Origin of the sequence: Pseudoalteromonas sp. OANN1 (assembly GCF_024124685.1) — a bacterium.
Taxonomy (GTDB): Bacteria; Pseudomonadota; Gammaproteobacteria; order Enterobacterales; family Alteromonadaceae; genus Pseudoalteromonas; species Pseudoalteromonas piscicida.
The window spans coordinates 78871-92342 of the sequence record NZ_JAMXSE010000012.1; the positions used below are offsets into that span (position 1 = coordinate 78871).

General features: G+C 43.4%; 11 protein-coding genes. 7 read left to right on the plus strand and 4 right to left on the minus strand.

What is annotated here, in order from left to right; translation table 11 throughout:
* Positions 1-46 precede the first annotated feature (46 nt).
* From NH462_RS11945 to alr, 5 genes are all read left to right on the plus strand, one after another.
* Positions 47-598, plus strand: coding sequence for an RNA polymerase sigma factor (locus tag NH462_RS11945; RefSeq protein ID WP_010368802.1), 552 nt, complete (start codon positions 47-49; stop codon positions 596-598).
* Positions 591-1070 (plus strand): hypothetical protein, encoded by a 480-nt coding sequence (locus tag NH462_RS11950; RefSeq protein WP_017217223.1) that lies wholly within the window; start codon positions 591-593, stop codon positions 1068-1070. The genes NH462_RS11945 and NH462_RS11950 overlap by 8 nt, the downstream gene beginning before the upstream one ends.
* A 10-nt stretch (positions 1071-1080) precedes the next feature.
* Positions 1081-2019 carry a DUF4097 family beta strand repeat-containing protein gene (locus NH462_RS11955; RefSeq protein WP_010368800.1) on the plus strand — a complete coding sequence of 313 codons (939 nt, stop codon included), beginning with the start codon at positions 1081-1083 and terminating at the stop codon, positions 2017-2019.
* A gap of 124 nt (positions 2020-2143) precedes the next feature.
* Positions 2144-3523, plus strand: a complete 1380-nt coding sequence (gene dnaB, locus NH462_RS11960; protein WP_017217222.1) for a replicative DNA helicase — start codon at positions 2144-2146, stop codon at positions 3521-3523.
* A gap of 19 nt (positions 3524-3542) precedes the next feature.
* Positions 3543-4625 carry an alanine racemase gene (gene alr, locus NH462_RS11965; protein WP_045987983.1) on the plus strand — a complete coding sequence of 361 codons (1083 nt, stop codon included), beginning with the start codon at positions 3543-3545 and terminating at the stop codon, positions 4623-4625.
* 12 nt (positions 4626-4637) lie between these two features.
* On the opposite strand, the gene NH462_RS11970 is transcribed toward alr, so the two are convergent.
* The 4 genes from NH462_RS11970 to NH462_RS11985 all read right to left on the minus strand — a co-directional run bounded on the left by NH462_RS11970 (position 4638) and on the right by NH462_RS11985 (position 8667).
* Positions 4638-5069: a secondary thiamine-phosphate synthase enzyme YjbQ gene (locus NH462_RS11970; RefSeq protein ID WP_017217220.1), complete on the minus strand. Its 432-nt coding sequence runs from the start codon at positions 5067-5069 to the stop codon at positions 4638-4640.
* 23 nt (positions 5070-5092) lie between these two features.
* The gene (locus NH462_RS11975; RefSeq protein ID WP_010368796.1) at positions 5093-5563 is read right to left on the minus strand and encodes a chemotaxis protein CheX; all 471 of its coding nucleotides are present in this window, start codon (positions 5561-5563) and stop codon (positions 5093-5095) included.
* A gap of 80 nt (positions 5564-5643) precedes the next feature.
* A complete protein-coding gene (zur, locus tag NH462_RS11980; protein ID WP_010368795.1) occupies positions 5644-6078 on the minus strand; it encodes a zinc uptake transcriptional repressor Zur in 435 nt (144 codons plus the stop codon).
* 126 nt (positions 6079-6204) lie between these two features.
* Entirely contained in the window at positions 6205-8667 is a 2463-nt protein-coding gene (locus NH462_RS11985) for an EAL domain-containing protein (RefSeq protein ID WP_253105796.1), read from the minus strand.
* A 260-nt stretch (positions 8668-8927) separates the two neighbouring features.
* On the opposite strand from NH462_RS11985, the gene ggt reads away from it, so the two are divergent.
* Positions 8928-10622 carry a gamma-glutamyltransferase gene (gene ggt, locus NH462_RS11990; RefSeq protein ID WP_253105797.1) on the plus strand — a complete coding sequence of 565 codons (1695 nt, stop codon included), beginning with the start codon at positions 8928-8930 and terminating at the stop codon, positions 10620-10622.
* 112 nt (positions 10623-10734) lie between these two features.
* On the plus strand, positions 10735-12750 hold the full coding sequence (locus NH462_RS11995) for an amidohydrolase family protein (RefSeq protein WP_010368791.1): 2016 nt from the start codon (positions 10735-10737) through the stop codon (positions 12748-12750).
* The last annotated feature ends 722 nt before the right edge of the window (positions 12751-13472 follow it).

Sequence of the window (13472 nt, forward strand, 5' to 3'; positions counted from 1 at the left end):
CATTCGATATGCGAAGATGAAGGAATCAACCCAAAGGAACAGACGCATGATAATTAATGCCAAAGAGGCATTTACACAAGAACAAACCGATGCGCTAGTGGCTAGGTGCCAGCAAGGGGACCAAGGTGCATTTCGCGAACTATTTGAGCAACATCACCGTCGCGTATATGCATTATGTCTTAGATTGCTCGCTGAGCCCGCTCATGCAGAAGATGCATGTCAGGAAGTTTTTGTGCAATTGTGGCAAAAGATAGACCAATTTAAAGGGCAATCACAATTTACGACTTGGCTACATAGTGTGACCAGTAATATTGCTATCAGCTACCTTAGAAAGCAAAAAAACTGGTTACAAAAGGTCGTAAGCTTTGAACAATCCGGACTGGATGAGCAAGGAGCTGAGCAGCTAGGAGAGCTAAATGGCCTAGATAAACTCATTGTCAGATTGCCGGAACGTGCCAGGTTGGTCTTCGTATTACATGCTGTCGAAGGGTATCGCCACGAGGAAATTGCCAATATGTTAAACATGGCCGTAGGGTCGAGTAAATCGCAATATCACCGAGCACGTAACTTATTACAGGAGTGGTACAACAATGACTAAACCATCTTTTGATGAATTTATGCATACCGCACTGAATGACGAACAGTCGCAGCCAAAGCCACAACGTGACTTATGGCAAGGCGTTGAGCGTGCAATCAATCAAGCACAACCGATGCAGTCGCCAAAGCAAAATAATTGGCAAAAGTTATCTGGTATTGCTGCGTGTACTATTGCGGGCTTACTCGCTTGGCAAGTCATTATGAATCAGCCCAAGCAAGACTCACTGGCTAATATTAGCGCTTTTTTTGAGCAGCAAAAGCAGTCTTTACTGGTTCAATATGAAACGCAGCCAGCGCTGACTTCTGATTGGCAGACACAATTGCAAGAGCTCGAGCAGGCGGAACAAGCGATTAAGTTGTCTTTAAAGCAAGATCCTGAGAACGCTGCGCTGTTAAAAATGTTAGCTCAGGTTTATCAGCAGCAACTCGACTTAATCAATAAGGTTCACCAACCTCGTTGGCAACAAATTTAGGAGAATTAGGATGAAAGCATTAATTATTAGTCTAGCGGCGCTACCTGCGATAGTGTTTGCTGGAGAATCTATCGATAAAGAACTGTCGGTTCCTGCAAATGGTAAAGTTGTCATCGAGAATCAGCGCGGTGACGTAACGATAAAAACATGGGATAAAAATGTTTTTAAAGTGACAGGCGAGTTAGACGATAAAGCCGAGGGTTATAAACTTGAAACCTCTGGTGAGGTAACCGAGTTTATCGTGAAGATGCCAAGACGCTATAAAAGTTGGGGCGGGGGTGATGGCTCTAAACTCACCATTTACATGCCTCGTAGCAGTGAATTGAATTTTGAAGGGGTGGTGGTTGACGTTGAGGCTGCTGATTTAACGGCGGGCGCCCGTATCAAAACAGTCAACGGTAATATTAAAGCGAGTAAAATCAGCGGCAAAATTGCATTAGAAACGGTAAATGGTGATATCGATAGTCGTGACTTAGATGGCAATATTCAGTTTGAAACCGTCAATGGGGACATTGAAGATATCGCTTCGAGCGGTAAATTAAGGTTTAACGCCGTTAATGGCGAAATTAAAACACAAACCACTGCAACCGAGCTGCGCTTGGAAAACGTCAATGGCGAAGTCGAGTTGAAGATGGCAGAGTTAAAAGACTTGCGCTTATCTACCGTTAACGGCGAAATTGCAGTATATGCGGCAAAGTTACTGGATAACGCTAATATAAATATGGACAGCGTTAGTGGCGATATTGAGCTTTATTTCCCTGCAGATGTATCGGCAAGGTTTGAAATCAACGCGCATTCTGGTGGTCATATCACCAATGAGCTAAGTTCAGAGCAAGTTAAAAAAGCCAAATATGGCCCAGCTCGTTCACTTGAGTTTGTGCTTAACGGTGGTAATGCAGATGTAGAAATTGATACCGTTAGCGGCAATATTGAGCTAAAGCGTAACTAGTGAAGCAATAGAGCAGTAAGAACAACAAAAGGCCAGAGTTTCCCCCAAACTCTGGCCTTTTGTTATTTGCACTTATGGGTAGACCAGATACAATAGAGGGCCTTCAATTTCTCAATGTTGTGATATGGCTAAACCAGATATACAAGTCGATACCTTAAAAGTTCCACCGCACTCAATTGAAGCTGAGCAATCTGTGCTCGGTGGCTTGATGCTAGATAATGAAGCCTTCGACCGTGTTGCGGAATTGGTGGTGTCTCATGACTTTTATACCAGAACCCATAAGCTGATTTTTGAAGCAATGGAAAAGCTGGTAGAGCTTAGTCAACCTATCGACTTAATCACGATTTCTGAGAATCTAGAAAAGAACAATCAGTTAGAAACCATAGGTGGTTTCTCCTATCTTGCTGAGATTGCTAAAAACACGCCAAGTGCTGCAAACATTGATGCATACGCGAGTATCGTACGTGAGCGTGCGGTTGTTCGTGAAATGATTGGTGTGGCGAATGAAATAGCAGAGGCTGGCTTTAATCCTGAGGGACGAGATAGCCATGAGCTGTTAGATTTAGCTGAGAGCAAGGTATTTAAGATTGCTGAGCAGCGCACTAAAAGCACTGAAGGTCCGCAAAGTATTCACAGCATCCTAGAGAAAACTGTTGATAAAATTGAAGAACTTTACCAATCTCCACAAGATGGTGTTACCGGGGTAAGTACAGGCTACGGTGACTTAGACAAGATGACGGCAGGACTACAGCCTTCTGACTTGATCATTGTTGCAGCGCGTCCGTCGATGGGTAAAACCACGTTTGCGATGAACTTGGCTGAGCATGCCGCGATGACGCAAGATAAGCCGGTACTGATCTACTCGCTAGAGATGCCTTCAGAACAGATCATGATGAGGATGCTCGCCTCACTCGGCCGTATCAACCAAACCAAGGTACGTACCGGTCAATTAGATGATGACGATTGGGCACGCCTGTCATCCACCATGGGCTTACTGATGGAAAAGGGCAAGATGTACATAGATGATGCATCTGGTCTTACACCAACAGACGTGCGTTCACGCGCTAGACGAATTGCACGCGATCACGGTGGGATCAGCATGATCATGGTGGACTACTTGCAGCTCATGCGCGTACCGAGCCTTTCAGACAACCGTACGCTTGAGATTGCCGAGATTTCTCGTTCATTAAAGGCGTTAGCCAAAGAGCTGCAATGTCCAGTTATCGCGCTTTCTCAGCTTAACCGTACGCTAGAACAACGTGCAGATAAACGCCCAGTAAACTCCGACTTACGTGAATCAGGCTCTATCGAGCAGGATGCCGACTTAATCATGTTTATTTATCGTGATGAAGTTTACAACGACGATAGCCCAGACAAAGGCACGGCCGAAATCATCATAGGTAAGCAACGTAACGGTCCGATCGGTAAGGTTAGGTTAACTTTCCAAGGTCAATACTCTCGATTCGATAACTATGCGGGTCCAGCAATGGATGACGAATATTAACTGTCAATTGAGTAGTGAAATGCGACTAGCGAGTGCTGAAATAGATTTAACCGCGCTGAGAGAAAACCTACAGTTAACGCAAAAACTGGCGCCAAAAAGTAAGATTATGGCGGTACTTAAGGCCAATGCTTATGGTCATGGTTTGGTTAAAATAGCTCAGCATTTGCAAGATGCGGATGCATTTGCTGTGGCGAGAGTTGATGAAGCGCTCGCGCTTAGAACAGGTGGTATTACTAAACCAATTGTTCTGTTAGAAGGTTTTTTTCATCCTTCTGATTTACCTATTCTACTTGCCAATAATTTGCAAACCATAGTGCATGACATTTCTCAGCTTGAAGCCATTGAGCGTGCTAATTTAGATGCGCCGCTCACCGTTTGGTTAAAAGTAGATACCGGTATGCATCGTCTCGGCGTTGAGCCTGAAGAGTTTGAAGCATTTTATGCCCGCCTTAAGCGCTCAAAAAATGTTGCTGATAAAATCCACTTAATGACACATTTTGCTTGTGCCGATGATATCAAAGACAATAAAACTGAAGTACAACAAGTGCTATTTAAGTCTTTAGTTGGCCAAAGTCACGCACCATTGTGTTTGGCAAACTCCGCGGGGATCATAGGTTGGCCTGAATCTCATGGCGATTGGATCCGCCCGGGCCTAATGCTTTATGGCGTTTCTCCTATGCTTGCGCGTGTGGGCCAGCAACACGGTTTAAAGCCAGTCATGCGCTTAACCACTAAAGTTATTGCTATCAAGCGGGTGAGAGCGCATCAAGCGGTGGGATATGGCGGGCGTTGGCAATGTGAACAGGACACCTATCTTGCCGTTATTGGTGTTGGCTATGGAGACGGTTATCCCAGACATGCTAAAATTGGCACCCCAGTAGTTATTGGTAACCAGCGTTACGGCATAGTCGGCACCGTGTCTATGGATATGATCAGTGTGAATATTGGTGATAATCCTAATGGCATTCAAGTGGGTGACGAAGTAGAAATGTGGGGACCAAACCTGCCCGTAGAAGAAATAGCACAATGTGCAGATACTATTCCATATGAGCTGCTGTGTAACGTCACCCCAAGAGTAAGCTACGAATACATCGAAGGCTAATCGCTTGAATACCTAGCCTGTTCTGTCACCTTGAAGCGTTGCGATAACGCGTCTGGCACCGCCATGGTCACGATGCTCACCGAGATAAATACCTTGCCAAGTACCTAAACGCAGACGGCCCTCAGAAATGGGAATGGTTACTTCACATCCTAAAGTGCTGGATTTGATATGTGCTGGCATATCGTCGTCACCTTCATAATCATGGCGGTAGTAGCTTTGCCTCTGTGGTACAAAATGATTAAAGTGGCTTTCCATATCCATACGTACCGTTGGGTCGGCATTTTCGTTAATTGTTAGGCTAGCGGAGGTGTGTTGTATAAACAGGTGCAGCAGCCCTATACGATAGTCATGTAGTTCAGGAAGCTGAGAGATAATCTCGTCGTCTATCAAGTGAAAGCCTCGTTTTCGAGGCTTCAAGGTAATTTGTTTTTGAGTCCAACTCATTAAGTAACGTGTGTTTTTAACTGTTAGGCGAGTTTGTCGAAGCTGACTTCGATATTGGCATTACCGTCAGGAGAGGTGAATGGCATAATAAGTTTAGGGCCATCACATTTATGGGTGATGGTATGGCCTGGGCCTGAAACGACAACCGGTGTTGCCATATCAAACTCGTAGCCTTTTTCGCCGAGCAGGTTTTTAGCACCGCCAGTGACCATGTTGGTGATTTCACCAACCATATCAGTGACGTCTTCATTAATGGAATCAGGGCGCTCACCAAGCATACGCTCCATAATGGTTAGCGCTAGGCTCTCCTCAAAGGTGATCGAAAATGACCCTTTCGTTTGTGGACCAACCATGCCAATCAGACCCGATACATCACCTTGTGCGACTTCGTCTTTCTTCACTTTTGGCTTACCCGGCGTCAATTCTGTTTGCGCCATTGTAGCCAATACATTGATTAGAGATGATAAAAAGGGGTTGATGAACTCTACATTCATATGGACTTTCCCTTACGCATTTTTAATAAATTAGTGTCGCTCTTAGTGATAAGTGTAGTGGGCTTTTTTGCTCACTGCACTTAATCTTTACATTTTTCGCAACGGCCATGAGCCTCGATGGTTTGCTCTGTAACCACAAATCCGGTTTCTGCAGCTAGGCTGTTCAGTTCATGCGAAATCGTGTTTGAGTGTAACTCTTGAACGTTACCGCAACTATCACAGATCAGTAACTGCACTGGATGTGTGTGGTCGAAGTGATGGCAAAGCATAAACGCATTAGTACTTTCAATTTTATGGATAAAACCCAACTCAGAAAGAAAGTCTAAGGCACGATATACGGTAGCGGGTTTTGCAGCCGCTTCCGTCAACTTGAGCTCTTCAAGTAAGTCGTATGCGCCAACGCCACCTTGTTTAGAGGCGAGTAGTCTAAATACTTTTTCTCTAATAGGAGTAAATCGTGCACCACGGTTGTCACATACTTGCTTGGCTTTGCTAACTAGTAACTCTATATTCATGATTCAAAATCCTTACACTGCCTTGCAATACTAACATATTATTTTTATTAGTCTTGTGTTTACCCTGATTTATTATCTCAAGTGGATATTCGGGCGCGATGTTGCTTTTAAAGTTTGTTTTTCTTGCTAAGAAGAGCGCTTAACTGGTTCGATCTTAGTATGGTAAAAGGTTTCAAACTGTGCTGCAGAAAGCGGTTTGCTGATCAAATATCCTTGACCAAAGTCACATTCCAGCTGCTGCAATAAACGTAATTGCTCCAGCGTCTCCACGCCTTCGGCGACTACCTTCATCGATAAATTATGCGCCATGGCAATAATGGTTTTAACTAACGCTTTAGACTCGTGAGTGGCGAGCATATCGCTGATAAAACTGCGGTCTATTTTGAGTAAATCGAAGGGGTAATGACGGAGATAGTTCAGTGACGAATAGCCCGTACCAAAATCATCCAAAGATAATTTAAACCCTAACTGATGTAATTGGGTTAGGGTCTGTTTTACCTGTGCCTGTCCTGATATCAGTACGCCTTCCGTGATCTCCAACTCGATAAAGCGATTGGCAATCGGGATGTCTTTTACTAATAGCTCTATCTGTTTCAAAAGGCTTGGGTCTTTAAACTGCCTAGGTGATAAATTGATTGCGATACGGATGTCGGAGTCTAAGTGTTGCTGCCATTGGTGTGCTTGGTTAATAGCAGTTGAGAGCACAAACAATCCGATGTCGATGATCAAACCGCTTTGTTCTGCGACGGGAATAAACTCCGCAGGAGAGACATTACCCAGTGTTTTACTGTGCCAGCGGAGTAAAGCTTCCGCGCCAAATACATCACTGTCTTCAATATAAAATTGCGGTTGGTAAAACACTTCTAACTCGTTTTCATTCAGTGCTACGCGCAATGCTTCCTCAATTTCAATGCGCCGAGATAACTGTTGACTCATCTTCTGATTAAATAGACAGTAGTTGTTGCGACCATTACTTTTGGCATTGTACATTGCGGTATCAGCGCAGCTAAGTAACTCTTGGGGGGAGTTCGCGTCTAAAGGATAGATAGCAACACCTATACTGACTGAAATATTAAAATCTTTATCGTCGACAATAATGGGATGGTGAAAAAGTTTGATGAGCATATCGGCAACAGAGGTAATGTCTGCAGTGTGCTTAAACCCTCCCATCAACACAATAAACTCATCACCACTGAGGCGTGACACGGTATCTTGCTCACGTAGAGATTGCTTGAGCCTTTCCCCCGAAGCGATGAGAATTTGATCCCCCGTTTCGTGTCCGAGTGAATCATTGATCCTTTTAAAATCATCTAAATCAATAAAAAACACTACCGCAAGCTCATCGTTGCGTTCCGCATCAAACAGTTGCTGTGCTAGCCGCTCCATCGCTAAAAAGCGATTTGGTAAATCGGTCAATGAATCATAAAAAGCGTGATGTAAAATGACTTCTTCTTGACGCTTTTTCTCGGTGATATCTCGCACTGCGATAACCAGTTGATCTGTTCCTGGAATAGGAGATAACCGAGCTTCGAATAGCTTCGCTTGATCAGCAATTGTCAGTGGATATTCTATTTGGGTTAATTGGTGGCGCTGATTGGCAGACTTGATGGCTTGGCTAAATTGTTTAGCTGCGTGGGAGGGCAGTACCTCCGCCATTTTCTTGTTGATAAACTGCTCAGGCGACATATACAAGTCGTCTGATTTTCCGGTATGGCATTCTAAGATGGTACCATCCGTATTGATTATAAAGAATATATCCGGTAAAGCCTCAAAAACACTATTAATAAGAGCGTGCCGACGCTGTAATTCTTGGGTGCTTTGTAATTGTTGTTGCCAGTTTTTCTCTAACGTTTGTGCCATGACATTGAATTGCTTAGCAAGGACTCCAAGCTCGCCATGTCCCACTATGTCGGCTCTACTGCTCAAAGACTTTGTGGATAATGCATCGCCTACTTGGATCAGTCTTTTGATTGGCTTATGAATGAAGTAATGAGTAAAGCTTAGTAGCGCGATAATGATGAGTATCAAAAACACCGCTAAAATACTCGCCTTCGTTATCAATTGTTGCTTTAACGAAAGAAAAACGGTGCTTACGTCATAAATAGCAATCAGCCTAACTACATCAGCGGACTCAGCGACGGGCACTTTAGGTGAAATGGGAATGGCTGCGAGAAAGTGCTGCTGATTAGGGTCAAATGTTACAGTGAGATCAAGTGTGCGTAATGTTGCTGTCGCTTGCGCCTGACTGATAACTTGATTAAATACTTGTAGTCCAATCGCTGAGTGTTGGCTTTCGTTGAGGAGCGTTTCTCCTTGAATAAGGAAGAGCGCTTTATATTTACCGTCAGAATAATAATCCTCGAGAGTCAGACTTATCTGATTATCGTTGCCCTCCACAAATTCAGTGAAAAGATGTCTACCTAAATGCGTAAAGTTTTGTCTCAGCCTAGCCTCATAGCTTTCGAGCAGCATGTCTCGCTGGTTAACATATGAAATGGAGATAATAAAAGACGAGATCACCAAGCCACAGAGTACCGTGCCCCAAGTCAGCGTTTGTTTTAAATTTATAGAAATAACCTGATTACTCATAAATAACCAATTCAATTACCCCGATCCCGTTGCGTTTATTTTTTCCTGCAGAACACTCCAACATTAGTGTAGTCCAGCTGCAAAAACCTGTATCAAATTTGGGCGAATATTCTCGTGGTAGAGTGAGTACTATGACAATGGATTGTTGAGTTTTCGCATTAGGTCCAATCTCGTTTTCTTTCGCTTTGACCGCAAATGAATTGCTGTAAGCAATTTGGCTTTTTATATTGGTTAAAAAGAAAACAACAAAAGAGAAAATAATGAATAAGGTAGTTAAATGCACGCTGGTTACTATGCTTTGTGCATCAGTAAGCTCAGCGGCTCTCGCTTATGACAGGATCACGGGAAAAGCTTTCGCTAGTCGTTCTGAGGTTATTGCCACCCAGGGCATGGCGGCAACTTCTCAACCACTGGCAACACAAGTTGCAATAGAGGTATTGAAGCAAGGCGGAAGCGCCATAGATGCTGCAATTGCAGCCAATGCCATGCTTGGCTTAGTGGAGCCTACAGGTTGCGGTATTGGTGGCGACTTATTTGCGATTGTGTGGGACGCGAAGCAACAAAAGTTATTTGGTCTCAATGCTTCGGGGCGCTCACCAAAAAGCCTTTCGCTAGCAAAATTACAGCAGCAAGGCGATACAATTCCAAGCTATGGGCCGCTTCCTGTTTCTGTCCCCGGTGCGGTCGATGGTTGGTTTGAACTACACAACAAATTTGGCAAACTGCCAATGAAACAGTTACTTCAACCCAGTATCGACTACGCTAGAAGCGGCTTTCCAGTTTCTGAGTTGATTGCTTATTATATGCAGCGCTCGGTGTCGGCTCGTGAGCAATATGCCGGATTTAAAGAAGTATTTATGCCTGATGGGGAAATGCCTAAAAAGGGGGAGATATTTAAGAATCCGGCACTCGCTAATACCTATGAGTTACTTGCAGATAAAGGCCGCGATGCTTTTTATAAAGGCGAAATTGCTAAAGAAATTGACCGTTACATGAAGGCAAATGGTGGATACTTAAGTTACCAAGACTTGGCTGAGCACCACAGTGAGTGGGTTGACCCCGTAAGTGCTGATTATCGCGGCTACACATTATGGGAACTACCTCCCAATGGTCAGGGCATTGCCGCCCAGCAAATTCTCAATATTTTAGAAGGCTATGATATCAAGGCAATGGGATTCGACAGCCCAGAGTATATTCACACTTTTGTTGAAGCAAAAAAACTAGCCTTTGCGGATAGAGCAAAATACTACGCCGATCCAGACTTTAATGAGATACCAGTCGCGACACTTATTTCGCAAGTATATGCAGATAAAAGACGCGCATTGATTGATCCAAATAAAGCAGCAAAACGCGATCATGCAGGTCCTGTAGAAGGGGACACCATTTATCTTACGACTGCCGATAAAGAAGGGAATATGGTGTCGCTGATCCAAAGTAATTTCCGTGGTATGGGCTCGGGTATGACTCCAGCTAAACTTGGATTTGTCTTGCAAAATAGAGGCGAGCTATTTGCGTTAGATAAAAACCATTACAACGGTTATGCGCCGGGAAAAAGACCTTTTCACACCATTATTCCTGCATTTGTCACAAAAGATGGTAAACCATGGATGAGTTATGGCGTGATGGGAGGCGCTACTCAACCGCAAATGCATGCGCAGATCCTGATTAACATGATTGATTTTGGTATGAATCTACAAGAAGCGGGCGATGCGCCTAGAATTTTGCACAGTGGTTCATCGCAACCAACCGGTGAAATCATGACTGATGGAGGGTATGTCAGTCTCGAGTCTGGTTTTTCCATGGAAACCCGTAGAGAGCTGATAAAAAAGGGTCACAAATTACAAGAAGCAGTTGGTCCCTATGGCGGTTATCAAGCGATTATGCGAGATGGTAAAACTGGAGTGTACTACGGTGCATCCGAAACAAGGAAAGATGGTCAAGCAGCAGGTTACTAAAAGTCTGATTGAGTGGTGAAATCAACACGAATTGTAACAGTTAAAGCACTTCGCTTTTTGTTATCTTGATGTAATATCATTGTTGTTAAACGGAAATGTAAGGAACAAGAACATGACAAAAATAATAACAAAGCGAAGTGCCTTGTCGACACTCGTTGCGGCGCTTTTAACTACTCAAAGTTGGGCGGTATTTGCTGACACCATTACCAATAATGTTTACTCAGAAAAAGGCTTAGCGGGCACGCTAACCCAAGAAAAAATCGACGAGCAAAACTATAAAGCTAAAATTGAGTTCGGCTGGAACAACCGTCGGATCTTAATTGATGAAACCTTAAAGTTGAATGAAAAAGGACTACCCATCAATTTTAGTCTTAAAGGGCGTTCTGCTTTTGGCTCCGCAATTGATGAAACGTTTAGCTATAACAGAGGCATTGCGCAGTGGAAAAGTGTCAATGAATCAGGCATTAAGGCTGACGCGACACTCGATTTCTACGTACCGTCTAATAATCGCCTTGCACTAGATAACGCGACGATGCGTTATGTTCTAAAAAATAATAAATACGAATTAGATGTTTACCCTCAAGGTAAAATGCTTATCGAAAAAATGAAGACGATGAAGTTGGGGGAGCAAACCGTTCATCTATTAGTAACGAGTGGTCTTAGTCTTACTCCTAATTTTGCATGGTATGACGACGATGGTAACTACTTCGCACAAAGTTGGGGATCAATGTATGTCTTGCGTGACGGCTATACCAAATCACAGTTCGAAGAGCTTGAGGCTATCCAAAAACAAGCCGAACAGCAGTATTTAGAAAACCTCGCTAGCAAGCTGACACATGATGTCCCTGCATTACTGATTGAAAATGTTGCCGTCTTTGATGGTGAGCAGAAAAAACTGCTGAAAAACCATGATGTGTTAATTAAAAATGGCAAGATTGTAGAAATAACTAAACATATTAAAAAACAAAATGGCGTAGCTAGCCTTGATGGAAAAGGGAAAACCTTGATCCCAGGGCTTTGGGATATGCACGGTCATTTATCAAAAGATAACGGTATTCTTAATATTGCGAACGGTGTTACCAGCGTTAGAGATATGGGGAACGATCATGACAATATTATGGAAATTGAAGCGCTCTTTAATACTAACCAGGTGCTGGGTTCTCGCGTGTACCGTGCTGGCTTTATGGATAAATACAGCGAAAACTCAGCTGGCTTAAGTGTAAAGTCACTGGAAGAAGCGCTTGAGACGGTCGACTTCTTTGCCGATAATGGTTATGTTCAAGTGAAGCTATATTCTTCTATCGATCCGAACTGGGTAAAGCCTATTTCTGAGCGTGCGCATAGTCGTGGATTGAGACTTAGCGGTCACGTGCCCGCGTTTATGACGGCAGAGCAAGCCATTGCAAATGGCTATGATGAGATTCAGCACATTAATATGCTGTTCCTGAATTTCCTTGCGGGTGAAGAAGTGGATACCAGAACACAAAAACGGTTTTCACTGATGGGAGAGCAAGCGTCAGGTTTATCACTCGATAGTCCACAGATGAATGCGTTCATTAAGCTACTAAGCGATAAGCGCATCGTTGTGGATCCAACTGTATCTACATTCAGAAGTTTATTGATGGCAGAAGATCAAAAGATCAATCCAGAATATGCTGCTATTTCAGAGCACATGCCAATTGCATTCGCTCGTGGTTTAAAAGGAGCTGAGATGCATGTTGATGAACAGTTTAAGCTGAGCTACCAAGAGTCGGGTGAAGCGATGCAACAAATGCTGAAAAAGCTTTATGATGCTGGTGTTCCAATGGTACCTGGAACGGATAACATTGCAGGCTTTACCTTGATCCGTGAGCTTGCGCTTTACGTTGATGCGGGTATTCCTGCGGCTGACGTGCTGAATATGGCAACGCTAGAAAGCGCCAAATTGATGGGCGTCGCACATCAAACCGGTTCAATTGCCAAGGGTAAAGTAGCAGATTTAGTGTTGATCGACGGCGATCCTCTTAAGGACATTACAGCACTGCAAAAAGCGACATTGGTGATCAAAGGTGAGCAAGCGTTTAAGCCTGCTGAAATTTACCAAGCGATTGGAGTGAAGCCGTTTACTACCTCACCTTCGCTAAAGTAATATTAAGCACATTACAAAAGTAATAGTTTGATGCTGTAAGACCAGTGCAAATAAATATAAAACTTGCACAGGTCTTACTTTCGTTACCTCGATATCAGGCTAAATTGTATTTCTGAGTTTTATCAAAAATGTTTCTAAAACAGAGGCTTGTTCAGTAAGTGAACAAATCGTTCTGACTTTCCTGTTACTACCTAATAAAAAGTTCCTAAAAGCGGTTCGGTGTAATCTTGTGTAATGGATAAATTTACTTTTTTGTTAATAAAGCGGTTTATTTATCAGTTTCTTGTGCTAGCCTTTTTCAGTACAGATCACGACTCGTTGATGTGAAGCCACACAAATTGTGTGTGTTTTACCAGCTTAAGTATGGTCTTTTTTATAACTCTATTTGAGACTTTGATGTCGTCACCCTCGCTACAAGGATGGTAAAAAAGTTGCCATATTCAAGCGTTAAAGTGACAGTGAGTGATTACAGCAATGTTGTATGCATGCTGCAAGCAAATAGCAAAAGGTGCTGTTGATTAACTTGGCTCGCGGTTTTAGCGGTTAGTTAACCTTTATAGATATACCCTACAAACGTTCTCCTACTTAAGTGGGTACTGTGTTTGTTGCGGTTAAGTAATTGATTGGTTTTTTACAACGTTACTGATGGTTAACTGTCGCAAGCCAAATTGATACTGCTCGCGCTGTTGCCAAAGGAATCCCAACCAAGTTATGGGGATGGC